Raw genomic sequence first — 22889 nt, 5'->3', positions numbered from 1 at the left:
TTGAGGAGTTCCTGGAGCTGCGGCCCATCTGCTCTTCCAGCTGGGTGACACGGGCGGACAGTGTTTCCAGCTGGGTGGTCAGTTGGCCCACCAGTGCTCTCACGGTTGGCGGTGTCGCCTCCCAGTCACTCTCAGAAATGCCGGCAGGTGGTGGAAGCATCTCGGGCCGTCTCTGCCTGAGATCCAAGCTGTTTTCAGAGGTCTGTCAAGAGCGGAACTGCCACGGAGCTTTCTCCCCCCTGAACAGTTACGGCGAAACCTTCTCACAGGGTTTCTCAACGCTGGGTAGTTTCACGGCCTGATTGGACCGTCCTTGATCGGGCCGGATCGCCGCAGTGGGTAGACCGAATCCGAGACCTGACTGGCGACCTAAGATGCGGTTCTGACCCGTCCTGATCCTCTGATGGCACATCGCGTGCTGACCGAGACCGCCGTGAGCATCTCGGATCACAAGAAGAACCCCATGGCCACCGTGGCGGCCGGTGAAGGGATGGCGGTCGCGGTGCTCAACCGCAACGAGCCGGTCTTCTACTGCGTTCCGGCCCGGGCCTACGAGGAGCTCATGGATCTCGTGGAAGACCTGGAGCTGGGCCGCATTGCCGATGCCCGGCTGGCGGATGGGCAGGAGCCGCTGCGAGTCAGCCTCGATGAGCTATGAGCTGGCCTTTCATCCCGAGGCCCTGCGGGAATGGCGGACCCTCAGCGCAGGGATCCGGGAGCAGTTCAAGAAGAAGTTGGCCGAACGGCTGATCGAACCGCGGATTCCCGCCAGCAAGCTGCGGGGCTCCAGTCATCGCTACAAGATCAAGCTCCGCGCCGCTGGTTTCCGCTTGGTCTACGAAGTGCGGGATTGCGAGGTGCTGGTGCTTGTTGTGGCAGTAGGCAAGCGGGAGCGTAATGCTGTCTACCGCCAGGCTGATCAGCGCTGAGAAGACTTTGCCGCACCACCTCGTGCATGACAGGATGGAATACATATTGTCAGCACATCACGCATGGCAGCGCTCAGCCTGCGATTGCCCCACGAGCTGGAGCGCCGACTGGGCGAGGAGGCCCGCCACTGCGGTCAGCCGCGCTCGGAGCTGATCCGCGAAGCCCTGGAAGAGCTGCTGCGCCGCCGGGAGCAGGAGCGCTTGGTGGCCGCGCTCGTCGCTGCCGCCGAAGCGCTGGCGAGCGATGCCTCGGCCCGAGCCGAAAGCCTGCATATGGCGGCAGATTTCCTGCCGGCCGACAGCGAGGCCCTGGCGTTGGCGGAGGTGGCCGCCTCCCAGGACCAACCCGCACAGCCGACCCCCCAGCAGTGGTGGCGCTGATGCGTCGGGGTGAGATCTGGGTGGCGCGCCTCAATCCCAATCAGGGCGCGGAGGTGGGCAAGCTGCGTCCAGTGGTGATCGTTCAGGCCGATCCGATCACACATGCCGGCCTGGCCACGGTGATCGTGGTGCCCCTGACCACCCAAGACCGCCCGGGCGCTCGGGCGCTGCGGGTCCCAATCCGCAGCCGCGACCGCCTTCTTTGCGACTCCTTTGCGATGGCGGACCAGCCTCGATCCCTCGATCGCTCCCGCCTGGGCGATGGCCCCCTTACGACCCTCAGCCCCGAGGAACTGGCGGAGCTGGAACGGGCGCTGCTGGGAGTACTGGGAATCGGCCTGGCCTGAGGGATCCATGCCATGGCCGACTCCAAACCCTCTGAGCTCGATCAACTACGCCGGGAGAACGCTCGCCTGATTGGACTGCTGGAGACGCACGGCATCGCCTGGCGCCCCGGCACACCTGGCCCATCTGAGCCTGCGCCGATTTCACTCCAGGCCCCAGTCAAGGGTCCCGCTTCAACCCAAGAGAAGCTGGCCCTGTTCCGGCGTCTCTTCCGCGGACGCGGTGACGTCTATGCCCTGCGCTGGCAGAGCACCAGCAGCGGTCGCTCCGGCTACGGGCCTGCCTGCGCCAATGAATGGCGGCAGGGCATCTGCGAAAAACCGCGGGTGGCCTGCCGCGATTGCCAATACCGGGAGCTGCTGCCCCTAAGCGATGAAGCGATCTATGGCCATCTGGCCGGAGACCACAGCCTCGGCCTCTACCCCCTGCTGGAAAACGACCATTGCCACCTGCTGGCTGTCGACTTCGACAAGCAGGACTGGCGTGATGACGCCCGGGCCTTTATGCGCTCTTGTCGGGAGCTGGCGGTGCCCGCAGCGCTGGAAATCTCCCGCTCCGGCGAGGGCGCCCACGTGTGGGTGTTCTTCGAGGAGGCCGTATCGGCGCGGGAGGCTCGCCAGCTGGAGCTGAGCTCCTATGACCGGCTGTTCCCCAACCATGACACCCTGCCGACGAAGGGCGGCTTCGGAAATCTGATCGCCCTGCCGCTGCAGAAGGAGGCCCGGCAGCGGGGTTGCAGCGTATTCGTGGATGACGACCTGCACCCCTATCCCGACCAGTGGGCCTATCTGGCGAACCTGCAGCGCTTGTCGTTAGCAGAGTTACAGAGCGTGATTCAGGGCGCCACCGGCGGCGCTCAGCCTCACCCTGGCCGATCGGCTGCGCCGAAAACTTCCCGCAACACATCGCCCTGCCGCGCGGCTGCCTGGAGCCAGTGCAGGCTCTGCTGCAGGAGCAGGGGATCGGCTGGGAGCTGGTGGATTAACGGCCAGAAGGGCTCACCGCTGGAGCTGGCTTTCGTGGGCCAGCTGCGCGCTGACCAGGAAGCCGCGGTGAAAGCGATGCTGCGCCATGACATCGGCGTGCTGCAAGCGCCGACAGCCTTCGGGAAAACCGTTGTAGCAGCAGCGATACTGGCGCGCCGCGGGGTCAACACCCTGGTGCTGGTGCATCGGGCCGAGCTGTTGCGTCAATGGCAGGAGCGGTTGCAAACCTTCCTAGACGTCCCCACTGAAGCGATCGGTCGCATCGGTGGCGGCAAGGCCAAACCCTCCGGCCGCCTCGACATCGCCGTGATGCAGTCCTTGGTGCGGAAGGGGGAGGTGAACCCCGTGGTGCAGAACTACGGGCAGGTAATCGTCGACGAGTGTCACCACATCGCCGCCTCCTCCTTTGAAGCAATCCTCAAGCAGTTGAAGGCCCGCTACGTGCTGGGGCTTTCGGCCACCTTGGTGCGCCGCGATGGTCTCCAGCCAATCATTTTTATGCAATGCGGACCCTGGAACTGGTGAGCCGAACCCATCAACTCGAGGGGGTGCCCGCCGATCTGCCGATCCAGGAGCTGATGCGCCGGCTGGTGGAGGATCAATCACGCTCCGACCGGATCGTGGCCGAGGCCCTCGCCTGCTGGGAAGCGGGCCGCAAGCTGCTGCTTCTCAGTGAGCGCACCGGTCACATCACGGCGATCGCCAACGCTCTAGCTGATCAGGTACCGAACCTGTTTCTGTTGCATGGCCGCGCTGGCGTGCTGGCCACCGGGCGTTTGGTGGGTGAGGGTTTCGACCATCCACCGCTCGACACCCTGCTGCTGGCAATGCCCGTGTCCTGGAAGGGCACCCTGCAGCAGTACGCCGGCCGCCTGCACCGGCATCAAACGGGGAAAACCAGCGTGCGGATCATCGACTGACTCGACCTCGGCCATCCGGTGCCGCAACGCATGTGGGAGCGGCGGCTGCGGGGTTATCGGGCCATGGGTGCAGAACGGCTGAGGGCTTGGGCCTGCTGAGCAAAACCTGCTGCTGGCGGCGTGATGGGGAAGCGCGGGAAGCCAACTTGAGGACAGCGGAAAACCCCACCCCACCGGAGGGCGCATGGCCCAATCCTTTACGCGGCGCGAGGAATGGCCGAGGAATGCGGTGGGTGTGCGCTGGCCTGGTGGCGAATCGCCCAAATGCCCCCGCTACAGTTGAAAATTCCCAGCCCCCCTGTCCTGCCGGCAAGGCTTGTGGTGAATGACCTGCTGACCTGCCCCTTGAAGAACGCTGGAGAGCTTCCTGGCAGACGGCGACCCCGGTCTTGATGCCGAGTCCTTAGCGATCTGGCGCAAGAGCGGCGGTGCGATATCGCTCCCTTTGTGGGCGGGGACCGTCGTGCAGCGGCCCTTGGCATCACGGAACTGCTGGTGGGAGCCGCGCTGGCGAACCACCTCAAACCCCAGCTTCTTGAGGATATCTGCCACCTTCGATGGCTTGAAAACAGGAGTTGACCCCATCGTTCAAGCCGGAACGGAGATTTGCTGCAGACCTACGAAATCGCTTTCCAGAGTCGGTTCTCCATCCTCCAAAAGCATGGCGATCACCTCCTTGAGATTGGCCTGCAATTCATCAAGGGTCTCGCCCTGGCTGTGAGCCCCCGGGAAGCCTGGGACATAGCCCACCAGGAGCCCCGTCTCAGGGCAGCGCTCAATTACTGCTGAAAACGTGTGCATGGTGGTGAACTCCGACTTCCCATTCTGCTGCGCACAGCCCAGGCCTGAGAAAAAAGGGGCCGGAGCCCCCAAGCCCTAAGAGGGCAGCAGGGCCTCTAGCTGCGGATGAATTTCTACTCCGCCCTGCGAAAGTCGCGTAAAGCCTTCAACGGCGGGGTGCCATGTCGATCACCAAAGGAGTGAGATACCCAAACCAAAAACTTCTCACAGACCTTCTCACATCCAATCCTGAAGCCATATGAGACTCACGGTGGCGCATGCGGTTCGGCTAATCAACCGAGAAGCTTCCCAAGCTGAACGTCGCCGGTTCGAGTCCGGTCACCCGCTTTATATTCAGGCTATGGATTTAATTTAGGCTATGGATCAAGCCCGGAAAATCAAGTTAATTCAGCCCCGGGGCTTGATCAGCTGCAAAACTTGGGGGCCGCTAGCCGCCATTCGGCGTTCCCCATCCAAGGCCGCAAGGATGAAGCGTGCTGCCTGGGCTAGATCTCCCTGCTCAGCGGCTTGGCGTGCCCGAGCTTCATCGGCTTGTATCGAAACAAGAAAATGGGCACGCGCGTCAGTTGAAGGAGCAGCAACCGATGAGGCCCGGGCTGGAATGGTTAGGAAAGCAGTCATCTCAACGATATCTGAACGGGAATGCGCCCGCAAACTCGGCTTGATCGATCCTGACAAGGGTTGATATAGCCCTTAGAAAAACCAAAGCATAAATTTGATCATACGCTAGACCGAAGATGGCCGATGAGAACATCACCTGACTCTCATCGGCCCTGTCTCACTTCAAGTCCCTGGCTCTTCCCGGTTGCCACCCAGTGCCGCAATTTGATCGCGAAGGTCCCGTGATCGCTGCTCATCGCCCCGTGTTAAGGCCACGGCCAAGGCAAATTCCAACTTCTCAAGCTGATGCTCACCTTCTCCAGGCGTAGGTGGGTAACCGCTGCGGCCTGAAGGCGCCTGATTAGTAGCTGACTGGCCAGGCACGGGAACCTGAATACAGCGATTGGAGGAAGCGTGCTGGGAGGGTGTGGGGTATGCCATAACAGCTTTATTCCCATTCTGGCACCGCTAGCCAGCCCTCGCGTTCAAGCCGCTGCCGCCATTTCGTCGTTTTGGTAGGTGAGCTCATTTTGATCGGTTAGCTCGAGCAAGGCGCGACAGTCGACCAGCAGTCGCTCAACGTTGTCGAGACTGGTGATTTCCTGAAGATCCCGCTCCCCCTGGCGATCAAGTTGCCGCTCGGTGGCTTCCAAACGCTGCTCCAGCCTCACCAGCCGCAGGGAGAGGGCGTGCACGGTTTGAGCCAAATCTTCAGCATTACGGCTGATGCGGAAGGAAACCGACTCGAGAGCCATGGCAATCAGGGCATGGAAGCCGATAACAACACAGAAACCAGCCCCAGCCAAGACCACTGCTCTTCCCTGCCCCAGACTCGACTAAGCCCAAAGAGATAGATACGTTGGGCCCCGGTATCCCCGTTGACGCCCCAGGCCATGGCACTAAAAATGACTTCCGGGCATACGTCTCTACTGCGCTGTGCCCTGCTGCACCGTGCCCTGCTGGTTCTGGTGGGCAGCGCTGCTGGATTCAGCTTCGCCCTACCCGGCCAGGCCCAGACGGCGGAAGCCAACACTGCCGCCGCCAACGCTGGGGCTGGCGGCAAGGGGACCCAGATCTATTGCTTTATGCGCAACAGCGGCAACAACCACCAGGTGAGCTGGGATGCCGCCTACGCGGTGATCAAACGCCAAAACGACAAACTGTTCAAGACCTCCCCGGAACATGCAGCGGTGATGATCACGGAAGCTGTAGTGCAGAACTCCAGCGTATTTCCCGACTGTGGCCGCTACCTAGGTGACCTGTTCACAAAGCCCGAACCCAAGCCAGACGCCAGCACCAGCACAGCTCCAAACGGCACCTCCCGCACTGAGCGGCTGGGTCAATAAGGCGCGCCCCTGTTCCTGCCGAGCCGGGAGGAGTTTGGCCGTCCTGGCCGGGCTGCTGCTGGTTGCCAGTGGCTGCGCCGAAGCCCCCCTACCCCAGCGCCAGGTACGCAGCGACGACTGCCTTCAAACTGTGCAGCTCGACCAGCTGGCAGAGCAGATCCGCCGCTGTGATGCTGTGGTGGCGACATTTCCAACCAACCCCGCCCCCCTTAACGATCGCTATCTGTTGCACAGCTTGGCGGGCAACGAGGCAGCAGCCTGCGCCGACATCAACCGGGCTGCAGTCCTTGCCAGCGCTATGCCGCCGGCCAGCCTGGACCCCCAACTGCGCACCGATCTGAACCTGCGTAAGCAGCTCTGCCAGGAAGTCGGTGGCAAGGCGAAGGGTTCCAGCCAAGCCCGCCCCCAACCCTGAGCAACATCACCAGCGACCCATCAGCTCTCGCATCATGGCCGGCAAACTGCGGCGCTCCAGCAGCTGGGAGCGGCGCTCCAACAACACGGCGATGCGCTCGGCCTTACTGGCCAGCAAGCCATCCACCAACTGGTCGGCAACGCCCAGCTGCAGCCAATGGCTGGTGAGGCAGGCCCCCATGCCAATGCGGTGACAGCGGTCTTCGGCCTGTTCCGCATCCCCCGGGGTCCAGGGTCGCTCAACGAGCACCACATGTCGCGCTCGGTGCAGGGTGAAACCCAGGCCCCCGGTGCCATAGGTAGCGATCAGCAGGGAATGCTCACCGCGCTGAAACGCATCAACCTGGGCCTGGCGTCGGGCTGGTGGCAGGGCGCCAGTGAGCAGGCAACTGGCTTCAAAACTGCGGTGCAACATCTCGGCCGTAGCCACGAAGGCCGTGAACACCACCACCGCCTCGCCCTTGGCCAGCAACGGGGCCACCAGGGCTCGGGTGGCTGGAAGTTTGTAATCGGAGCCGATCTGGCGCAGGGCCGTGAGCACGGCCAGCAGCTCGGCATCGCGGCGCACCTCACCGAGGGCAGCCCGACGGCGATAGTCGTCAACCTTGACCTGCAGCCGGTGCTCAAAGCCGCGGGCGGAAGGCTCATCCAGCTCGACTGGCCACAGCTGGCGCAGCTTGGGGGGCAGGTCGAGGCAATCCTGCTTACGGCGATGCAGCACCAGGGGCCGCACTAGCCGCTGCAGGTCTTCCAGGTGGCTGGCCCCATTCGCCTGCCAGAGGCGCCGTCCGCCCTGCTCGCGCCAGTGGCCCTGGCAGAAGAGTTCTTCAAAGGCCCGTTGGTCGCGGGCGAGGGGGTGGCCGATCGCCGCCAGCAGGGGAAATAACTGGGCTGGGCGGCCATTTTTCATCGGCGTGCCGGTCAGTAGCCAGATGGCTCGCAGCCGGGGGTGGCGGGCCAGGCGCAGCAGCCCCTGGCTGCGGCGGGTATGGCCGTTTTGGGCGAAGTGGGCCTCATCGGCGATCAGCACGGTGCCGGCGGGCGGCAAGGCGTCGGGCAGCCGAGCCCAGCTGTGCAGCTCCAGATGCAGGCCCAGGCTGGCCGCCTCACCCTGCCAATGGTCGTGCAGACCAACCGGGGCAATCACCAATATGCGGCAATCGGCTTGGCGCACCATGGCCCGGGCCGCCATCAGGGCCGTGAGCGTCTTACCCAACCCCATGGCATCTGCGAGCACGGCGCCGCGGCGGGCCAGCAGCCAGCGCACCGCGGCCCGCTGATGGGCAAATAAAACCCGGCCATCCAGCAGGGGCTGCTCCAAATCTGCCGACGCCACCAACTGCCGATGGGGCGGCAGGGGAGGCAGGGGCTGCTCCAGCCAGGCGAGCCACTGGGCCAGCTCGGGCTGCACAGGAAACCGACCCGCCAGGGCATGCTGCAAGGCGGCGGCAGCTTCTAGGGGGAATGACCAGCATCGCTGCCGACCCGACCAACTCCCCCGGGGGCGGATCGCCCGCAACTGGGCCTGGGTGACCGCGTCGTAGGGGCTTTCCACCTCAATCAAACCCGTCGCCCCCAGCCGCAGCAGACAGCGCATCCGCGGAAGTGCAATCGTCGACACATTGACACCCCAGGTGCTGGGGGCAAACTTTGATCAACCGAGTCGCGCTGATGCAGGCCAGGGATGGGGTGTTCCTTGAGGATCTCTGTCCCAAATTGCGCGTTAGGCGCTGGCGCCAGTCCCTGCATCGAATCACCGACCAACACTGCGTTTATTGCGGTGAGCGCTCGGAATCAATCGACCACGTACACCCCAAGAGCCGGGGCGGTCTCAGTGTCACCGAGAACTGCGTGCCGGCGTGTCTGGCCTGCAATGGCGATAAAGGGGATGCGGATGCCTTTGCCTGGTACCGGCGGCAGCCCTTTTATGACCCCCGCCGCTCCATGGCAATTCGTGCCTGGACCGATGGGGACCTGCGCCTAGCAATGCGGCTGCTGCAGTGGGTGCATCCCGGCCAATTGGAAGAACTGGTGGAACCTCACCAGACCCGGCAGGCCTCGGCGCCGTTGTGGCGCTGGCAGATGGCCTCCTGAACCTGGGGCCGCTCAGGGGCAACCACTAAGGCCAGCAACAGCAGCGCTGCCGCCAAAATCGCCGGCGCGCCAACCTCACGACCATGGGAGCGGGAGCGGGGCCTTGGGGAGCCCGAAACACGGGAACCGGAGACCGGAAAAATGGAAACCGTCATGGCGACCACCTCAAAGTTAATACAGATGTACTCATGATCCAGGCACTTGTCAAGCCCGCCCGCCAGCTGCTGGTGATCGGCGGCGGATTCACGGGCCTGCGGCTCGCCCAAGCCGCCCAGCGCAGCGGCATGGCGGTCCGCCTCACCAGCCGCCATGCCCGCTCTGACGGCGACGGTCTGGAGTGGCTCCCCTTCAACAGCTCTCCAGAGGGCGCCTCCCTGCCAGCCCCTGGCACCCTGGCCGGCATCACGGATGTGGTGGTGTGCGTGCCCCCGGATCCAAGCCAGGGCGATCCGGCGCTGCGCTTACTTGGACCAAGCCTGCGAGAGCTGCCCCTGCAATGGCTGGGCTATCTCTCCACCACCGGCGTCTATGGCGACACCGCTGGTGCCTGGGTTGACGAAACCGCCCCAACCCCAGCCCGCGCCGGCCGCAGCCAGGCCCGGGTAGCGGCGGAGCAGGCGTGGCTGGCTACAGGGCTACCCGTGCAAATTTTCCGCCTGCCAGCCATCTACGGACCCAAGCGCTCGCCATTTGCGGCCCTGCAAGCGGGGCAGAGCCGTCTCATCCACAAGCCCGGTCAGGTGTTTTGCCGGGTGCATGTAGACGACATCGTCGGTTGCCTGCTGCACTGCCTGGCCCGGCCGCAGCGGGAGCGCCCGACCGTTGTCAATGTGACCGACAACTACCCCTGCCCCTCCAGCGAGACCCTTGGCTATGCAGCCCACCTGCTGGGGCACAAACTGCCAGCAATGGAGCATTACGCCGAGATCGCCGCCAGCATGAGCCCCATGGCCCGCAGCTTCTGGAACGAAAACCGGCGAGTCAGCAACCAGCTGCTGACCCACCAGCTGGGCTACGAGCTGCGCTATCCCAACTACCGGGAGGGCTACCGGGCCTGCTTGGTAGAGGAGCTAGGTGGCGGGCAGTCCCGCAAATCCCCAGGATCAACCACGTAGGGCAGGCCCAAATCAGCCAGCAGCCGCCCCCAACGCAGCTCGATCCAGCCCTTGCTGAGCCCCGTGCCCAGACCCAGCAACAGACCCCCCAGCAACAACCAGCGCAGCATGGGCTCCACCACAAGCGGCCAAGCCCCATCCAACTCCAACCCACCCCGGCTTGCCATTGCCCTAGGGGATCCCGCCGGCATCGGCGCCGAGGTGACCCTCAAGGCCCTGGCCAGGGCGGAATGGCGCTCCCAGCAGCCCCTACTGGTGGGTTGCCGCCGCTGGCTGGAAACCAGCTACCAGCTGCTACAGCGCAACAGCAGCGAACCGCTGCGGGATCCGGCAGAGCTGGAAATTGTCGATCTGCCCCTACTGGAGAGCTGCCAACCAGGACGCAGCACGCCGGCCTGCGGAGCAGCGAGCTTCACCTGGCTCACCGCCGCCGTCGAGCTGGTGCAAAGCGGCCGCTGCCGGGCCCTGGTGACGGCACCAATCGCTAAGGCCAGCTGGCACGCCGCCGGCCACCCCTACCCAGGCCAAACCGAGCGGCTGGCGGAACTCAGCGGCAGCCCCGAAGCCTCGATGCTGTTTACCGCGCTAGCACCCGCGGGCCACTGGCGCCTCAACACCCTGCTGGCCACCACCCACATTCCCCTCGCCGCCGTACCCCAACATCTCAATGGAGCCTTGGTGCAACGCAAGCTGGATAAGCTCCTGGCCTTCTGCCAGCGCTTCAACCCAACCCCCCACCTGGTAGTGGCAGGGCTCAATCCCCATGCCGGCGAAGCGGGGCGTCTGGGGCAGGAGGAATGCACCTGGCTGGAGGTAGCCCTAGAGGCCTGGCGCCGGCAGCATCCAGAGGTGCACCTGGAAGGGCCATTACCACCAGACACCTGCTGGCTCAGCGCAGCCACCGCCTGGCCAGGCCCCAAATCAGGCCCCGACGGCTACCTGGCCATGTATCACGACCAAGGCTTAATCCCAGTGAAATTGCTGGCATTTGATGCCGCTGTCAACACCACCTTGGGGTTGCCTTTTATGCGCACCTCGCCAGATCACGGCACAGGCTTCGCGATCGCTGGCCAAGGCCGGGCAAGAGCCGACAGCATGGCGGCTGCCCTGGTTACGGCACGGGATCTGGGCTGAGGATTCCAGCGCAACCGCTCAAGCCGGCCGCACCCGCATCAACACCTGACCGAATTCGACAGGGGTTCCGTTTTCCACCAGGATTTCGACCAGCTCACCAGCCACCTCAGCCTCCAGCTCATTCATCAGCTTCATCGCCTCAAGAATGCAGACGGTCTGGCCCACCTTGATGCGGGCACCCACTTCCACAAAAGGAGCTTCGCCTGGGGCCCCAGACCGATAAAAGGTGGCAACCATCGGTGCCGTGACCTCGAGCAAGTCGCTGCGGCTGGCAGCAGCCGGTGGCGGGGGAGCCGAAGGCGCAACGGTCAGGGGGCCAGCAGCCTGCAACGCCTGGGCCGGAGCGGCACTGGCCTGGTACACAGTTGTGGGAACCGCGCTGGGAATATTGCGGCGTACCTCCAAGCGGAAATCATCTCCCTCGAGCTTCAACTCCTGGATGTCGCTCTCGCCGAGCAGGGCGAGAAGGTGCTGAAGCTGGTCGTGGTTTAGCTGCATGGCGATCAGTTCTCCCTGCCCAGATAGCTGTCGGTACGAGTATCAATCTTGATTTTCTCGCCTATCGACAGGAACAGGGGCACCATCACCTGGGCACCCGTTTCAACAATCGCGGGCTTAGTGCCGCCGGTGGCGGTGTCGCCCTTAACGCCCGGGTCTGTCTGGGTGATCGCCAGCACCACCGAGTTGGGTAGCTCCACCTCAAGGGGTTTGCCGTTCCAGGCAACCACGTTCACTTCCATGCCCTCTTTGAGGTACTTGCGGCTATCACCGATCTGTTTGGCGGTCAACCGGGTTTCCTCGTAGCTGCCCATATCCATGAACACGTAATCGTCACCCTCCATGTAGGTGTGCTGGAGGGTGCTCTTTTCGAGAATGGCCTGGGGCAACATCTCGCCAGCGCGGAAGGTCTTCTCAACGACGTTGCCGCTCTGAACCGCCTTGAGCTTGGTGCGCACAAATGCTGATCCCTTGCCAGGCTTGACGTGCAAAAACTCAACGACCCTCCAGACCTGGCCATCCAGCTCAATTGAGGTACCGGTTCGAAAGTCGTTGCTGGAGATCATTCCGGCGGTTCAGATCGGGAGGATTGTAAGGCTGGCTACCGGAACGGGCCTTCAGTGACCATTCCAGGAGTCCTGAAGTTGTGCCAAAGTCCGCTCAAAGACAGGGTGTTGCCATGGCACGGGGCCAATCCAGCTGGGCGAATGGCTCAACGTGGGCGCGCTGGGTTGCAGGCGTAGCCAGCCTGATGCTGATTGTGCTGGTCGCTGCCCCCGCCGCCTGGGCTGCCCTGCCCCAGGGCAACGCCGTGAAGGATCCCGAGGCGATCCTGCGCAACGCCCTGCCCATCGATGCGCCCCAGCTGCAGAATCTGCAGCACCGGCTGGAATCCACCAGCGACGACCTGCGAGCCAAGCGCTGGAAACCCCTGGCGGGATCAGTGACCCGCAGCCAGGCGCTGCTGACAACCCAGCGGGACGCCATCCTTAAGCGCTTCGACTCCGGGGATCAGGCCACGGCCGCCGAGCTGCTCGACCGGCTCGAGCAGCAGCTGCGCGAGGTGGCCACGGCCGCCGATGCCCAGGATCGGGATGCCTTCCTGGCGACCCGTCGGGCCGCCCTGGCGACCATCGGCAGCGCCGAGGCCCGGCTGGTGGGCCCCTTCCCCTTCCAGATCCCAGCTGAGTTCGACGCCCTGCCGAGGCTGCTGGGCCGGGCCACCGTGGCCATCAGCACCAGCAAGGGCGACCTCACCGCCGTGATCGACGGCTACAACGCCCCGCTCACGGGCGGTGCCTTCGTGGATCTGGTGCAGCGCAAGTTCTATGACGGCCTTCCCTTCACCCGGGCCGAAGACTTCTACGTGCTCCAGAGCGGCGATCCAAAGGGTGAGGCCATGGGCTATGTGGATCCGAAGAGCGGCGTGGAACGGCACGTGCCACTGGAGATCCGCATCACCGATGATGCCGAGCCGATCTACAACCAAACCTTCGAAGACGTCGGCCGTTACAAGGCGGAACCGGTGCTGCCCTTCGCCACCTACGGCACCCTGGGCTGGGCCCACTCCGACGGGAACCTCGACGACGGATCGTCCCAGTTCTTTTTCTTCCTGTATGAGCCGGAGCTCACCCCCGCCGGCCTCAACCTGGTGGATGGGCGCAACGCGGTCTTCGGCTATGTGGTGGAAGGGATGGACGTGCTCGAGGAGCTCGGCGTCGACGACCGAATCGTTTCGGCCCGGGTGATCGAAGGCGCAGAAAACCTCCATCCCAACAGCAGCGGCTCGGGACTGAACCTGAGCTGAGCCCCGGCGGCGAATGCAAGAGCGAAGGCCAGGTGCTGAGCGCGGCATAGACCCTCGCCAAGGCGGCTGTGCCATTGCAGATCGCGCCACTGACGCACCACCATGGCCGCATAAAGCAGCTATGGAAACGGCAAACGAATCAATCCGCAGCAAAAAGCCGCCCCGAAGGACGGCCCGCACAGATCAGGCTGGGCCTGATCTCACTGCCACTTTTGGGCCACAATCTCGGCCAGGTCAACAACGCGCTGGCTGTAGCCCCACTCGTTGTCGTACCAAGCGATAACCTTCAACATATTGCCACCCATAACAATGGTGAGCTCTGAATCAATGATCGCCGATTCGTCTGTGCCTGCATGATCGCTGGAAACCAAGGGCAGATCGCAATACTTGATGATGCCCTTCATGCCATTTTCCGATGAAGCCTTGAGCAGGGCATTCACCTCCTCCTTGGTGGTGTCACGGCTGATATCGAGCACCATGTCAACCACCGACACGTTCGGGGTGGGCACGCGCATGGCGATGCCGCTCAGCTTGCCTTTCATCGGCGGGTAGACCAACGCCACAGCCTGGGCGGCGCCAGTGCTGGTGGGCACAATGTTGACCGCAGCGGCCCGGGCACGACGCAGGTCGCGGTGGGCCGCGTCCAAGATGCGCTGGTCACCGGTGTAGCTGTGGGTGGTCGTCATCGTGCCCTTGACGATGCCGAACTCCTGATCCAGCACCTTGATCACCGGGGCCATGCAGTTGGTGGTGCAGCTGGCGTTGCTGAGGATGTCCCAGTCTTCGTGGCGGTATTGATCGGCATTAACTCCAACTACGAAGGTGCCAACTTTGGCCCCCTTGCCAGGTGCGGTGAGAATCACCTTTTTGGCGCCGGCTTCAAAGTGCTTACTGGCGCCCACATCGTCGTTGAAGACGCCGGTGGACTCAATCACCAGATCCACGCCCCACTCCTTCCAGGGCAAGTTGGCTGGATTGCGGTCGTAAAAGGTTTTGATCGTCTTGCCGTTGACAACAATCGTATCCGATGTGGTGGTCACCTCCACATTGCGGAGCGGGCCCAACATCGAGTCGTACTTGAGCAGGTGGGCGTTGGTATTGGTATCGCCGGAGCCATTGATGCCCACCAATTCGATGCCAGTATTCGTACCTCGGCTGAGCCAGCAGCGGGTGAAGTTGCGACCAATTCGGCCAAATCCATTGATCGCAACGCGCAGAGTCATGGCCGATTGCGGCAGAAGCCGCTAGCGAAGGGGGTTTTGGCTGCCGATCATACAGAAATTGATCCGCGGGCTCTCCTTGCCGGCCGGCGCCATGCCATGGACCGTGGGCAAACGCGCAGCAACTCGTAAAGGTTTTCGGGCTGTTGTCAGCTTATTTTTGTGCTCATCTGAACTTTGACTTGAAGTTGCCCTTGGCGTCCCTGCTCGATCGTCACCAACCGCTCCACTTCATTGGGGTGGGCGGCATCGGCATGTCTGCCCTGGCAGGAATCCTGGCTGAACGGGGCTACGCGGTAAGTGGCTCCGACCACCGGGACAACGCCGTGCTCAACCGCTTACGGCGGCTGGGGGTGCGGGTGTTCTTGGAGCAGAGCGCCACCACGGTTGCTGCGATCCGCAGCGGCACCTCCATCTCGCCTCTGGTGGTGGTCAGCTCGGCCGTGCCGGAGACCAACTCGGAGCTGGCAGAGGCTCGTCGCATGGGCCTGGCGATCTGCCATCGCTCCGACGTGCTGGCCGCCCTGATCAATAGCCAGGACTCCATCGCCGTAGCTGGGAGCCATGGCAAAACCACCACCAGCACCTTGATCGCCACTTTGCTGGCGGCAACCCGGCACGACCCCACCGCAGTAATAGGAGGCATCGTGCCGGCCTTCGGCAGCAACGGTCGCCATGGCGAAGGCCGGCTGCTGGTGGCGGAGGCAGACGAGTCTGACGGCTCCCTGGTGAAGTTCCGCCCATCCCTCGGCGTGCTCACCAACGTCGAACTCGACCACACGGACCACTACCCCGACCTCGAAGCCCTGATAAACACCCTGCAAAGGTTCGCTGGCAACACACAAAGGCTCCTGGCGAACCACGACGACCCGGTGCTGCGCGAGCGGTTCAATGCCAGCCACTGGTGGTCGATCGAAAGCGCCGCAGGCGTCTCCTTTGCGGCGATTGCCCAAGAGCAGAGGGGTGACGGCACCATTGCCGACTTCTTTGAAGACGGTGAACTGGTGGGCCGCTTTGAACTTCCCCTGCCCGGTCGTCACAACCTCAGCAACGCGGTTTCAGCCATGGCCGCCTGCCGGCTAGAGGGCGTTTCATTTGCCGAGCTGGGTGAGGCGGTCGCCGCCCTCCAGGCCCCAGGACGGCGGTTTGATTTCCGCGGTTTGTGGCAGGGCCGGCTGGTGGTCGACGATTACGCCCACCACCCCAGCGAGGTGGCCGCAACCCTGGCCATGGCCAGGCTGATGGTGGACAGCGGCCGCAGCACCCTGCCCGTGGCGCCACGGCGTTTAGTGGCAGTGTTTCAGCCCCATCGCTACAGCCGCACAGCCCAGTTTCTGGACGGCTTTGCAGCGGCCCTTTCAGAAGCCGATTCGGTGCTAATCGCGCCCCTCTACGCCGCTGGTGAAGCGCCGATTCCAGGCATCTCCAGCGCCGCCATGGCCGAGGCGGTGCGGCAGCTAGCACCCAACTTGCCGGTGGCGGCGGCCCACACTCTCGACGAGCTCGCCGCCCAGGTGGCCGCCAAGACTCAAGAGGGTGATCTAGTGATCGCTATGGGTGCTGGGGACGTCAACAGCCTCTGGGAACGCCTCGAACAGCGCCAGCAGGCAGTTGACAGCGCCATCGCTGCCTCTGCAACCCCCCTGGCGGCCTGAGCCCGATGATTGCGGCCCCCAGCTGCCACCCCGCCCTACGCCAAGGGGTAGGGCTTCAGCCTTTCACCACCTGGAAGGTGGGAGGTCCAGCGGAGTGGTTTGCCGAGCCTGGAGAGAGCGATGAACTGGTTTCTCTGGCGGCCTGGGCCCAAGCCCAGGGCCTGTCCTTGCGCTGCATCGGCGCAGGTTCCAACCTGCTGATCGCCGATAGCGGCCTGCCCGGCCTCACCATCTGCAACAGGCGGCTGCAGGGGAGCCGGCTCGACGCCGCCAGCGGCCTGGTGGAAGCGGAAGCCGGAGAACCTATCCCCACCCTGGCCCGTAAAGCAGCCCGGCTTGGCCTGAGCGGGTTCGAGTGGGCCGTGGGCATCCCAGGCACCGTGGGGGGGGCGGTGGTGATGAATGCGGGCGCTCAGGGCGGCTGCACGGCCGAATGGTTGCACTCGGTGCGGCTGCTGGACCCGGCCAATCCCGCAACGCCCTTCGAGCTGGAGGCAAGGGAACTGGACTTCGCCTATCGCCACAGCCGCCTCCAGGCGGAGGCCTGGATCGTGCTGGCAGCCACCTTCCAGCTGGAGGCCGGCCACGACCCCGCAGCCATCACCTCACGCACCAGCGCCAATCTGCACAGCCGCACCAGCACCCAGCCCTACCAACAACCCAGCTGCGGCAGTGTTTTTCGCAACCCAGAACCACAAAAAGCGGGGCAGCTGATCGAAGCGCTAGGCCTGAAAGGACTGCAGATCGGTGATGCCCAAGTCTCGCCAATCCACGCCAATTTCATCGTCAATATTGGCCAGGCCAGCGCCAGCGACATCGATGCCCTAATCGCAGAAGTGCAACGCCGGGTGCTGACCAACCACGGCCTGACCCTCCACCCTGAGGTAAAGCGGCTGGGCTTCGGGCCGGAGCACTAGCTGACCATTAGCCTTAGCCCAGCAACTTCCAGGGCATGGCTGGCTTCGGACTACCCAACTTCGGTCAGCTCACCGAGGCCTTCAAAAAGGCCCAGGAGCTGCAACAAAACGCCCAGAAGCTCCAGGAAGAACTTGACGCAATGGAACTGGAGGGCCGCAGCGCGGACGGCCGGGCCAGCATCTGGCTCACGGGCAACCAGCAACCGCTGCGAGTGCAGCTGGCCCCCGAACTGATCGCCGAAGGGGCTGCCGCCAGCGAGGCCGCCGTGCTGGAAGCATTGCAAGCCGCCTATGAGCTATCCACCGGCACGATGAAAGGCCGCATGGAAGAGCTCACTGGTGGCCTAAATCTCAATCTTCCGGGTCTGGGCGGCTGAAATCCGTCGCTTTTCCAGTGCCCGCCTGGCCATCCTCTTCCCCATCCAGCAGCTGCTGACGCTGGCGGCGCCGGGAGAGCTGCCGCAATCCGGGCGCCAGACGGGGCTCGAGGCCCTGACCGCGGCGGCGCTGCCCCGACCCGTCAGGGGAGGAGTCCGCAATCCGGCCGGTTCGCTCGCCTTCTAGCAGCAGATCGCTCAGGCACTGGGCGTAAAGGGGGTATCGCTCCCAGTCGGAGCCGACAGCACAGCCGGGATCGCCCTGGTGCAGGCAATTGCTGAAGCGGCAGCAGCCCAAGCCCAGGCGTTGCCGAATCTCCGGGAACAGGGGGCCTAGGGCAAAGGGGTCGGAAGGCAGCCGCGGCCTATTGAAGCCAGGCGTGTCGGCCAGCAGGGCTCCGGGTGCCAAGGGGAAAAGCTCCACGTGGCGGGTGGTGTGGCGGCCCCGCTGCAGCCGCCCTGACACCGCCGCCACCCGCAGGCCCAGCTCGGGGCACAGACCATTGAGCACGCTGCTCTTGCCCACCCCAGAAGGTCCACACAGCACGGCGATGCCTGGCTGGGCCAGCCGCTGCAGCAAAGGCTCCATACCTGCGCCACTGCTGGTGGATACCGCCAGGGCGTCGTAACCCCAGCCTGCAGCTCGCTGGCACCAACTAGCCACCTCGCCAAGCGAAACCAAATCCGCCTTAGAGAACACCAACTGCACCGGCCGCTCCGTCGCCTCGGCCGTCAACAAAAAGCGTGTGAGCTGGAGCAGGTCCAGCTCTGGCTCCGCCAGGGCCACCACCACCACCACGAGAGCCACATTGGCCACAGCGGGCCGCTCCAGCAGGCTCTGACGCGGCTCCAAAGCCGCCACGGCAGCCCGGCCAGCAGGCCAGTCGATGCCATCCACCCAGACGCGATCCCCCACGGCGATGGTCTGGCCGCTTTTACCCAGGCGGGTGCGCCGGGTGCACAAAAGTCGACCCAGGCCGGTGGGCCCTACCTGATCCAGTTCCACCCAGCAGTAATTGGCCAGCAGGGCCACCACCTGCCCCACTAGGCGCAATCGCCCAGGCTCAACCCCCATGACAACGAACCAGCAGCCGCACAGCCCCTTGTTGCTCCGGGTGGTCTATGCAAGCAACCCAATGAGCGGCTCTCTCCAGACCCTGGGTCACCTGCTGCTGGGGCTCTCCCCGATCAAGATCCACCTGCAGGGTCTGGCCGGGAGCCAAACGCTCCAGCGCAAGCTTGGTGCGGATGAAATTGAGCGGACAGGGAATGCCGCGCAGATCGAGCTGGGCAGCTGGCTCAGCTGCTACCCCATCGGCGCTCAACCGAAAAGACCCCCAAACAGACCACTCTTGTGGGGATGCTTATGACCCTTACTGGTGTGGTGGCCCGCCAGTTGTTCCAGCAACTCCCGCTCCTCAGAGTTGAGCTTGGTGGGCAGCTGCACCTTGATGCTGACCAAATGGTTGCCCCGGGCCACCGGGTTGCCCAGCTTGGGCACCCCCTTGCCCTGCAAGGTGAGCACAGCTCCGGGCTGGGTACCTGCTGGAATCGTCAAAGACTCTTGGCCGTCCACCGTGACCACCTCAATGGTGTCACCCAGAATTGCCTGGAGGTAATTGAGCGTCACTTCCGAGTGGATGTGGATGCCATCACGGCGCAACCCGGCAGCCGCTTGAACGCTCAGGAAGACATAAAGATCTCCGGCAGGACCACCCCGCTGACCGGCATTGCCCTCGTTTGCAACTCGTAGTCGAGTGCCGGAATCAACCCCAGCTGGAATGTTGATGCGCAGTTTCTTGCGCACCTGCTGCAGACCCTGGCCGCCGCAAGCGCTGCACGGGTCTGCGATCACCTGGCCGCTGCCCTCGCAGGAGGGACAAGCCGCCACCTGAGTGAAACTGCCGAAAGGGGTGCGAGTGGCCCGCCGCACCTGGCCGGCCCCGCCGCAGGTGCCACAGGTGGTGGGGCCACTACCCGCCTTAGCACCAGAACCCTGGCAGGTACTGCAGGTCTCGAGATGGCGGATCTGCACCTCCTTCTCGATACCGAAGACCGCCTCTTGAAAGTTGATGGTGAGGTCTAGGCGCAGGTCGTCCCCTTGACGAGGGCCCCGCCCCCGCGGGCCAGCTCCTGCACCCGCGCCCCCAAAGCCACTGAAAAAGGTCTCGAACAGGTCGGCAAAACCGCCCATATCACCCACATCAGGTGCTCCGCCTCCGCCTAGGCCCGCCTCTCCAAACTGGTCATAGCGAGAGCGGCTCTGGGGATCGCTGAGTACCTCGTAAGCCCGGCCGATGTCCTTGAATTTGTCTTCAGCCCCAGGATCTTTATTTACATCCGGGTGGTACTGACGGGCCATCCGCCGATAGGCACGCTTGAGGGTGTCAGCGTCGGCGTCGCGGGCAGTGCCCAGCAAGTCGTAGTAGTCGGCCATCAGCCGCCCTGCTCCTCAGCCTGACCGTTGTCGCCAACCGAGATGCCAGCGGCCGCAACTGGACCAGGCCCCATCGACACCTTAACTAGAGCGTGACGCAGCACCCGACCGTTTAGGTGATAGCCACGCTGCAACTCCTCGATCACCACATCCTCAGCATGGGCCTCGCTGGGTTCACGCAAAACGGCCTCATGCAGGCTGGGATCGAAGGGTTCTCCCTCCACTCGCATCGGTGAAACCCCTAGCTGCTTGAAAACGTCAACTAACTGCTTGTAGAGGCCCTGATAACTGCGGTGCAGCGCCTGAGCTTCCTCATGCTGGGGATTCAGCTGCTGCCGAGCCCGGTCAAAGTTGTCTACCACTGGCAGGATTTCACCCAGGGTGGAGCAGGTGATCTGCAAGCGCAGGTCATCGCTGTCACGACTCTGGCGCTTGCGGAAATTATCGAAATCGGCAGCAAGGCGCATGTACTGGCCATTGAGACCCTCGTGCTCAGCCTTGAGTGCCGCCAGCTCAGCCGCTAGCTGGCCAGTCAGGTCAGAACCAGGAATTTCAGTTCCAACAGCCTGATCGGAGGCATCAGGCACATTCTGTGCCGCCGAGACCTCAGCGGCCGTGCCCTGTTCAGGGGTGCTGCCCGGGCTTGCAGCGGTCTCGGTGGTATGTCCGATATTGGGACTCCCAACATCCGGATTGCTTCCCCCGCTCGTCGAGGTGTCCCCGCTCATGGCTGACATGGTGAGAATTAGTTTCTAGACATGTTGATGCTCAAGGCCCACCTCCAGCAAGCGGGGGAAGCCCGCACCTCCTGACGCCACGCCATGACTCTCGCCCGCACGCGTCCCGTTCCTGTCGCCGTCAGCGAGGAGCAGCAACGGCTGGAGGTAGAACTGCTGGTAGGGGAACCGGTCTTGCAGGACAGCGACCTCATGGCTGCTGACGAGAACCTTCTTATGGCCGGCAAGGGACTCAGCTCTGATCGCTGGCGCGCCACGGGAGCCCTACCGCTGCAGGAGACCAACGGTCAGCTGATCGTGGCCGTCCCCAGCCACTGGGCACCCCAGCAACGGCAAGAGCTGGCCGAGGAGCTGCGGCGGGCAGGATTCGGCGTCGATCTCAAGCTGGCCCTGGCGAGCAACCTCACGGCAATCCTCAACAAAAACCGACCAGCCCCTCTGGCTGAAATCCCCAAACCCCACCGGGCCGGACTCAACCAAACCTCTCGCAACCCACGATCACTCACCAAGGGGCTCGAAAGCCTTAACACCTCGGGTAGCGGACTGCAGGTTGAAACCGACGTCGAAGACCTCGAGATCAACGCTGAGGCAGCCAGCGCCAACGCCTCCCCGGTGGTCAGCATGGTGGATCAAATCCTGATCGAGGCGCTCACCTCAGGGGCCAGTGACATTCACGTGGAGCCCCAGGAAAACTCTTTAGCAATCCGCTTCCGCCTAGACGGAGTACTGCAGAAACACTTCGAAGATTTGCCTAAAAACCTGGTGCCAGCCGTCACCTCACGCATCAAAATTATGGCTGCCCTAGACATCGCCGAACGGCGATTGCCTCAGGACGGTCGGATCCGGCGCCTATTCCGTGGGCGAAAAATGGACTTCCGTGTAAGCACCCTTCCCACCCGCAACGGCGAAAAAATCTGCCTGCGGTTGCTCGACAGCGGAGCAACCCAACTCGGCCTGGAAACCCTGATCACAGACTCAGAGGCTCGGAAAAGCCTTCGCGAGTTGGGATCCAAGCCCTACGGCATGATTTTGGTCACCGGTCCGACCGGCTCGGGCAAGTCGACAACGCTCTACGCCCTGCTAGCTGAACGCAACGACCCCGCCATCAACATCTCGACCGTTGAAGACCCAATCGAATACACGCTCCACGGCATCACTCAAACTCAGGTGAACCGTGAAAAAGGGCTTGGCTTCAGCACTGCTCTACGAGCCTTCATGCGTCAAGACCCTGACGTGCTGTTGGTTGGAGAAACACGCGACTTGGAGACTGCCAAAACAGCGATCGAGGCCGCATTGACCGGTCACCTAGTGATGACGACCCTGCACTGCAACGACACAGCCAGCGCTGTCGCAAGACTTGACGAGATGGGCGTCGAGCCTTTCATGGTGAGTGCTTCGCTCCTAGGCATCATTTCCCAACGACTAGTGCGTCGCGTCTGCACAGACTGCAGGATTAGCTATAAACCCAGCCATGAAGAACTTGGCCGATTTGGACTGTTGGGCAGCCGCGAAACGAATGTGACCTTCTTCAAAGCGAATGACCAATATAAAAACGAAGAAACGTGCTGCCCTACCTGCGACGGTTCTGGTTACAAAGGGCGAGTAGGTGTCTACGAAGTTCTCAAGATGAACGATACTCTTGCTGCGGCTGTTGCAAAACGGGCGACTACCGACATGATCCGTAGAATTGCCCTTGAAGGTGGCATGAAAACCCTCTTAGGCTATGGCCTTCAGCTAGTTAGGGAAGGGCTTACAACCTTGGCGGAGGTAGAGCGCATGTTGCTAACCGACGCCGGGCTCGAATCGGAACGGAGGTCGCGATCGCTAAGCACACTCACCTGCAGCTGCTGTGGTGGGGGGCTACAAGACGAATGGCTTGAATGTCCCTACTGTCTAACCAACCGCTGAGCAGCCCATGACCATACTGATCGAAGACCTAATGGCCCAGCTGGTTACAGATAGTGGCAGCGATCTTCACATCAGCGCCGGATTGCCACCCTTCGGGCGTTTCAACGGCCAACTAAGACCACTTCAGGATGAATCTCTTAGCGAAGAAGCTTGTAATAAGCTGATCTTCTCGATGCTCAATAATTCTCAACGCGGTGACTTTCAGGAAAGTTGTCACTCCTTGGCTGCCATTCAGGCGGCCTTGATTAAGGGTAGCGCCATGAGCGGA

General features: G+C 63.2%; 31 protein-coding genes and 1 pseudogene. 17 read left to right on the top strand and 15 right to left on the bottom strand.

All coding sequences use genetic code 11. From position 1 onward, the window contains the following. Positions 1–160, bottom strand: a 160-nt coding sequence (locus AC01FP_RS11555; protein ID WP_474480358.1) for a DUF6444 domain-containing protein, incomplete at its 3' end; no start/stop codon positions are given. A 255-nt stretch (positions 161–415) separates the two neighbouring features. Between AC01FP_RS11555 and AC01FP_RS11550 the strand changes: the two genes are divergently transcribed. The 6 genes from AC01FP_RS11550 to AC01FP_RS11525 all read left to right on the top strand — a co-directional run bounded on the left by AC01FP_RS11550 (position 416) and on the right by AC01FP_RS11525 (position 3561). Beyond that, a complete protein-coding gene (locus tag AC01FP_RS11550) occupies positions 416–658 on the top strand; it encodes a type II toxin-antitoxin system Phd/YefM family antitoxin (protein ID WP_474480355.1) in 243 nt (80 codons plus the stop codon). Continuing rightward, a complete protein-coding gene (locus tag AC01FP_RS11545; RefSeq protein ID WP_474480354.1) occupies positions 648–929 on the top strand; it encodes a type II toxin-antitoxin system RelE family toxin in 282 nt (93 codons plus the stop codon). The genes AC01FP_RS11550 and AC01FP_RS11545 overlap by 11 nt, the downstream gene beginning before the upstream one ends. A gap of 63 nt (positions 930–992) precedes the next feature. Continuing rightward, positions 993–1310, top strand: coding sequence for a ribbon-helix-helix protein, CopG family (locus AC01FP_RS11540; protein WP_474480352.1), 318 nt, complete (start codon positions 993–995; stop codon positions 1308–1310). After that, positions 1310–1657, top strand: coding sequence for a type II toxin-antitoxin system PemK/MazF family toxin (locus tag AC01FP_RS11535; protein WP_474480357.1), 348 nt, complete (start codon positions 1310–1312; stop codon positions 1655–1657). The genes AC01FP_RS11540 and AC01FP_RS11535 overlap by 1 nt, the downstream gene beginning before the upstream one ends. 12 nt (positions 1658–1669) lie before the next feature. Continuing rightward, positions 1670–3166 carry a TOTE conflict system archaeo-eukaryotic primase domain-containing protein gene (locus tag AC01FP_RS11530; RefSeq protein WP_474480351.1) on the top strand — a complete coding sequence of 499 codons (1497 nt, stop codon included), beginning with the start codon at positions 1670–1672 and terminating at the stop codon, positions 3164–3166. Further along, a complete protein-coding gene (locus tag AC01FP_RS11525) occupies positions 3163–3561 on the top strand; it encodes a hypothetical protein (protein WP_474480350.1) in 399 nt (132 codons plus the stop codon). Before AC01FP_RS11530 ends, AC01FP_RS11525 begins: the two co-directional genes overlap by 4 nt. A 273-nt stretch (positions 3562–3834) precedes the next feature. On the opposite strand, the gene AC01FP_RS11520 is transcribed toward AC01FP_RS11525, so the two are convergent. From AC01FP_RS11520 to AC01FP_RS11500, 5 genes are all read right to left on the bottom strand, one after another. Beyond that, positions 3835–4146: a type II toxin-antitoxin system HicA family toxin gene (locus AC01FP_RS11520; RefSeq protein ID WP_474480348.1), complete on the bottom strand. Its 312-nt coding sequence runs from the start codon at positions 4144–4146 to the stop codon at positions 3835–3837. Between the two features lie 3 nt (positions 4147–4149). Continuing rightward, positions 4150–4362, bottom strand: coding sequence for a type II toxin-antitoxin system HicB family antitoxin (locus AC01FP_RS11515; RefSeq protein ID WP_474480347.1), 213 nt, complete (start codon positions 4360–4362; stop codon positions 4150–4152). A 387-nt stretch (positions 4363–4749) separates the two neighbouring features. Further along, positions 4750–4983 carry a hypothetical protein gene (locus AC01FP_RS11510; protein ID WP_474480346.1) on the bottom strand — a complete coding sequence of 78 codons (234 nt, stop codon included), beginning with the start codon at positions 4981–4983 and terminating at the stop codon, positions 4750–4752. A 162-nt stretch (positions 4984–5145) separates the two neighbouring features. Continuing rightward, the gene (locus AC01FP_RS11505; protein ID WP_474480344.1) at positions 5146–5403 is read right to left on the bottom strand and encodes a hypothetical protein; all 258 of its coding nucleotides are present in this window, start codon (positions 5401–5403) and stop codon (positions 5146–5148) included. A gap of 44 nt (positions 5404–5447) precedes the next feature. Beyond that, positions 5448–5717 (bottom strand): hypothetical protein, encoded by a 270-nt coding sequence (locus AC01FP_RS11500; RefSeq protein ID WP_474480342.1) that lies wholly within the window; start codon positions 5715–5717, stop codon positions 5448–5450. 150 nt (positions 5718–5867) lie between these two features. Between AC01FP_RS11500 and AC01FP_RS11495 the strand changes: the two genes are divergently transcribed. Both AC01FP_RS11495 and AC01FP_RS11490 read left to right on the top strand, forming a co-directional pair. Then, positions 5868–6308, top strand: coding sequence for a DUF6554 family protein (locus AC01FP_RS11495; protein WP_474480341.1), 441 nt, complete (start codon positions 5868–5870; stop codon positions 6306–6308). A gap of 34 nt (positions 6309–6342) precedes the next feature. After that, complete coding sequence (locus AC01FP_RS11490) at positions 6343–6723, top strand: hypothetical protein (protein ID WP_474480339.1); 381 nt, start codon at positions 6343–6345, stop codon at positions 6721–6723. Between the two features lie 6 nt (positions 6724–6729). Here AC01FP_RS11490 and AC01FP_RS11485 read toward each other — a convergent pair whose 3' ends face one another. Further along, the gene (locus AC01FP_RS11485; RefSeq protein ID WP_474480338.1) at positions 6730–8319 is read right to left on the bottom strand and encodes a DEAD/DEAH box helicase; all 1590 of its coding nucleotides are present in this window, start codon (positions 8317–8319) and stop codon (positions 6730–6732) included. 74 nt (positions 8320–8393) lie between these two features. On the opposite strand from AC01FP_RS11485, the gene AC01FP_RS11480 reads away from it, so the two are divergent. Beyond that, positions 8394–8816 (top strand): HNH endonuclease, encoded by a 423-nt coding sequence (locus AC01FP_RS11480; protein ID WP_474480337.1) that lies wholly within the window; start codon positions 8394–8396, stop codon positions 8814–8816. Here AC01FP_RS11480 and AC01FP_RS11475 read toward each other — a convergent pair. Beyond that, entirely contained in the window at positions 8762–8971 is a 210-nt protein-coding gene (locus AC01FP_RS11475; RefSeq protein ID WP_474480335.1) for a hypothetical protein, read from the bottom strand. The two genes, AC01FP_RS11480 and AC01FP_RS11475, sit on opposite strands and share 55 nt — an antisense overlap. Before the next feature lie 33 nt (positions 8972–9004). On the opposite strand from AC01FP_RS11475, the gene AC01FP_RS11470 reads away from it, so the two are divergent. Both AC01FP_RS11470 and pdxA read left to right on the top strand, forming a co-directional pair. Further along, a complete protein-coding gene (locus AC01FP_RS11470; protein WP_474480333.1) occupies positions 9005–9931 on the top strand; it encodes an SDR family oxidoreductase in 927 nt (308 codons plus the stop codon). A 108-nt stretch (positions 9932–10039) separates the two neighbouring features. Next, the gene (pdxA, locus tag AC01FP_RS11465; RefSeq protein ID WP_474480356.1) at positions 10040–11065 is read left to right on the top strand and encodes a 4-hydroxythreonine-4-phosphate dehydrogenase PdxA; all 1026 of its coding nucleotides are present in this window, start codon (positions 10040–10042) and stop codon (positions 11063–11065) included. An 18-nt stretch (positions 11066–11083) separates the two neighbouring features. On the opposite strand, the gene accB is transcribed toward pdxA, so the two are convergent. Both accB and efp read right to left on the bottom strand, forming a co-directional pair. Beyond that, the gene (accB, locus tag AC01FP_RS11460) at positions 11084–11563 is read right to left on the bottom strand and encodes an acetyl-CoA carboxylase biotin carboxyl carrier protein (protein WP_474480332.1); all 480 of its coding nucleotides are present in this window, start codon (positions 11561–11563) and stop codon (positions 11084–11086) included. Between the two features lie 5 nt (positions 11564–11568). Next, complete coding sequence (efp, locus tag AC01FP_RS11455) at positions 11569–12129, bottom strand: elongation factor P (protein ID WP_106632504.1); 561 nt, start codon at positions 12127–12129, stop codon at positions 11569–11571. A 185-nt stretch (positions 12130–12314) separates the two neighbouring features. Between efp and AC01FP_RS11450 the strand changes: the two genes are divergently transcribed. After that, positions 12315–13370, top strand: a complete 1056-nt coding sequence (locus AC01FP_RS11450) for a peptidylprolyl isomerase (RefSeq protein ID WP_474480331.1) — start codon at positions 12315–12317, stop codon at positions 13368–13370. Positions 13371–13570: 200 nt separating this feature from the next. Here the strand turns inward: AC01FP_RS11450 and gap are convergent, their stop codons facing one another. Beyond that, positions 13571–14593: a type I glyceraldehyde-3-phosphate dehydrogenase gene (gene gap / locus AC01FP_RS11445; protein WP_474480329.1), complete on the bottom strand. Its 1023-nt coding sequence runs from the start codon at positions 14591–14593 to the stop codon at positions 13571–13573. A 191-nt stretch (positions 14594–14784) separates the two neighbouring features. Between gap and murC the strand changes: the two genes are divergently transcribed. Genes murC through AC01FP_RS11430 form a run of 3 tightly spaced genes read left to right on the top strand, consistent with a single transcriptional unit; the run spans position 14785 to position 17539 of the window. Then, positions 14785–16245, top strand: a complete 1461-nt coding sequence (gene murC, locus AC01FP_RS11440; protein WP_474480327.1) for a UDP-N-acetylmuramate--L-alanine ligase — start codon at positions 14785–14787, stop codon at positions 16243–16245. 5 nt (positions 16246–16250) lie between these two features. Further along, the gene (gene murB, locus AC01FP_RS11435; RefSeq protein WP_474480325.1) at positions 16251–17162 is read left to right on the top strand and encodes a UDP-N-acetylmuramate dehydrogenase; all 912 of its coding nucleotides are present in this window, start codon (positions 16251–16253) and stop codon (positions 17160–17162) included. 35 nt (positions 17163–17197) lie between these two features. Continuing rightward, positions 17198–17539 (top strand): YbaB/EbfC family nucleoid-associated protein, encoded by a 342-nt coding sequence (locus tag AC01FP_RS11430; protein WP_254960571.1) that lies wholly within the window; start codon positions 17198–17200, stop codon positions 17537–17539. Here AC01FP_RS11430 and rsgA read toward each other — a convergent pair. From rsgA to grpE, 4 genes are read right to left on the bottom strand one after another with little or no spacing between them, the layout of a single operon-like run. Further along, positions 17514–18614, bottom strand: a complete 1101-nt coding sequence (rsgA, locus tag AC01FP_RS11425) for a ribosome small subunit-dependent GTPase A (RefSeq protein ID WP_474480323.1) — start codon at positions 18612–18614, stop codon at positions 17514–17516. The two genes, AC01FP_RS11430 and rsgA, sit on opposite strands and share 26 nt — an antisense overlap. Further along, positions 18604–18864, bottom strand: a complete 261-nt coding sequence (locus AC01FP_RS11420; protein ID WP_474480322.1) for a sulfurtransferase TusA family protein — start codon at positions 18862–18864, stop codon at positions 18604–18606. The genes rsgA and AC01FP_RS11420 overlap by 11 nt, the downstream gene beginning before the upstream one ends. After that, positions 18861–19976, bottom strand: coding sequence for a molecular chaperone DnaJ (gene dnaJ, locus AC01FP_RS11415; protein ID WP_474480321.1), 1116 nt, complete (start codon positions 19974–19976; stop codon positions 18861–18863). The genes AC01FP_RS11420 and dnaJ overlap by 4 nt, the downstream gene beginning before the upstream one ends. Further along, positions 19976–20704, bottom strand: coding sequence for a nucleotide exchange factor GrpE (grpE, locus tag AC01FP_RS11410; protein WP_474480320.1), 729 nt, complete (start codon positions 20702–20704; stop codon positions 19976–19978). Before grpE ends, dnaJ begins: the two co-directional genes overlap by 1 nt. A gap of 93 nt (positions 20705–20797) precedes the next feature. Between grpE and AC01FP_RS11405 the strand changes: the two genes are divergently transcribed. Beyond that, positions 20798–22621: a GspE/PulE family protein gene (locus tag AC01FP_RS11405; RefSeq protein ID WP_474480318.1), complete on the top strand. Its 1824-nt coding sequence runs from the start codon at positions 20798–20800 to the stop codon at positions 22619–22621. A gap of 7 nt (positions 22622–22628) precedes the next feature. Beyond that, a pseudogene (locus tag AC01FP_RS11400) lies at positions 22629–22889 on the top strand (hypothetical protein); the annotation flags it as partial.

Source organism: Cyanobium sp. NIVA-CYA 375, from assembly GCF_056108345.1.
Note: the sequence above shows the minus strand (reverse complement) of the source record. Positions and strands in the feature narration are given on the sequence as shown.

What these genes read in the sequence shown, in the direction of transcription:
- AC01FP_RS11535 (WP_474480357.1), top strand. Translation starts at nt 1,310, where the DNA reads ATGCGTCGGGGTGAGATCTGGGTGGCGCGCCTCAATCCCAATCAGGGC.
- gap (WP_474480329.1), bottom strand. Translation starts at nt 14,593, where the DNA reads ATGACTCTGCGCGTTGCGATCAATGGATTTGGCCGAATTGGTCGCAAC.
- rsgA (WP_474480323.1), bottom strand. Translation starts at nt 18,614, where the DNA reads ATGGGGGTTGAGCCTGGGCGATTGCGCCTAGTGGGGCAGGTGGTGGCC.
- AC01FP_RS11530 (WP_474480351.1), top strand. Translation starts at nt 1,670, where the DNA reads ATGGCCGACTCCAAACCCTCTGAGCTCGATCAACTACGCCGGGAGAAC.
- AC01FP_RS11495 (WP_474480341.1), top strand. Translation starts at nt 5,868, where the DNA reads ATGACTTCCGGGCATACGTCTCTACTGCGCTGTGCCCTGCTGCACCGT.
- AC01FP_RS11430 (WP_254960571.1), top strand. Translation starts at nt 17,198, where the DNA reads ATGGCTGGCTTCGGACTACCCAACTTCGGTCAGCTCACCGAGGCCTTC.
- AC01FP_RS11470 (WP_474480333.1), top strand. Translation starts at nt 9,005, where the DNA reads ATGATCCAGGCACTTGTCAAGCCCGCCCGCCAGCTGCTGGTGATCGGC.
- murB (WP_474480325.1), top strand. Translation starts at nt 16,251, where the DNA reads ATGATTGCGGCCCCCAGCTGCCACCCCGCCCTACGCCAAGGGGTAGGG.
- AC01FP_RS11485 (WP_474480338.1), bottom strand. Translation starts at nt 8,319, where the DNA reads ATGCGCTGTCTGCTGCGGCTGGGGGCGACGGGTTTGATTGAGGTGGAA.
- AC01FP_RS11545 (WP_474480354.1), top strand. Translation starts at nt 648, where the DNA reads ATGAGCTATGAGCTGGCCTTTCATCCCGAGGCCCTGCGGGAATGGCGG.
- grpE (WP_474480320.1), bottom strand. Translation starts at nt 20,704, where the DNA reads ATGAGCGGGGACACCTCGACGAGCGGGGGAAGCAATCCGGATGTTGGG.
- AC01FP_RS11405 (WP_474480318.1), top strand. Translation starts at nt 20,798, where the DNA reads ATGACTCTCGCCCGCACGCGTCCCGTTCCTGTCGCCGTCAGCGAGGAG.
- AC01FP_RS11475 (WP_474480335.1), bottom strand. Translation starts at nt 8,971, where the DNA reads ATGACGGTTTCCATTTTTCCGGTCTCCGGTTCCCGTGTTTCGGGCTCC.
- efp (WP_106632504.1), bottom strand. Translation starts at nt 12,129, where the DNA reads ATGATCTCCAGCAACGACTTTCGAACCGGTACCTCAATTGAGCTGGAT.
- dnaJ (WP_474480321.1), bottom strand. Translation starts at nt 19,976, where the DNA reads ATGGCCGACTACTACGACTTGCTGGGCACTGCCCGCGACGCCGACGCT.
- AC01FP_RS11480 (WP_474480337.1), top strand. Translation starts at nt 8,394, where the DNA reads ATGCAGGCCAGGGATGGGGTGTTCCTTGAGGATCTCTGTCCCAAATTG.
- AC01FP_RS11450 (WP_474480331.1), top strand. Translation starts at nt 12,315, where the DNA reads ATGCTGATTGTGCTGGTCGCTGCCCCCGCCGCCTGGGCTGCCCTGCCC.
- accB (WP_474480332.1), bottom strand. Translation starts at nt 11,563, where the DNA reads ATGCAGCTAAACCACGACCAGCTTCAGCACCTTCTCGCCCTGCTCGGC.
- AC01FP_RS11520 (WP_474480348.1), bottom strand. Translation starts at nt 4,146, where the DNA reads ATGGGGTCAACTCCTGTTTTCAAGCCATCGAAGGTGGCAGATATCCTC.
- AC01FP_RS11540 (WP_474480352.1), top strand. Translation starts at nt 993, where the DNA reads ATGGCAGCGCTCAGCCTGCGATTGCCCCACGAGCTGGAGCGCCGACTG.
- AC01FP_RS11515 (WP_474480347.1), bottom strand. Translation starts at nt 4,362, where the DNA reads ATGCACACGTTTTCAGCAGTAATTGAGCGCTGCCCTGAGACGGGGCTC.
- pdxA (WP_474480356.1), top strand. Translation starts at nt 10,040, where the DNA reads ATGGGCTCCACCACAAGCGGCCAAGCCCCATCCAACTCCAACCCACCC.
- AC01FP_RS11510 (WP_474480346.1), bottom strand. Translation starts at nt 4,983, where the DNA reads ATGACTGCTTTCCTAACCATTCCAGCCCGGGCCTCATCGGTTGCTGCT.
- AC01FP_RS11505 (WP_474480344.1), bottom strand. Translation starts at nt 5,403, where the DNA reads ATGGCATACCCCACACCCTCCCAGCACGCTTCCTCCAATCGCTGTATT.
- AC01FP_RS11500 (WP_474480342.1), bottom strand. Translation starts at nt 5,717, where the DNA reads ATGGCTCTCGAGTCGGTTTCCTTCCGCATCAGCCGTAATGCTGAAGAT.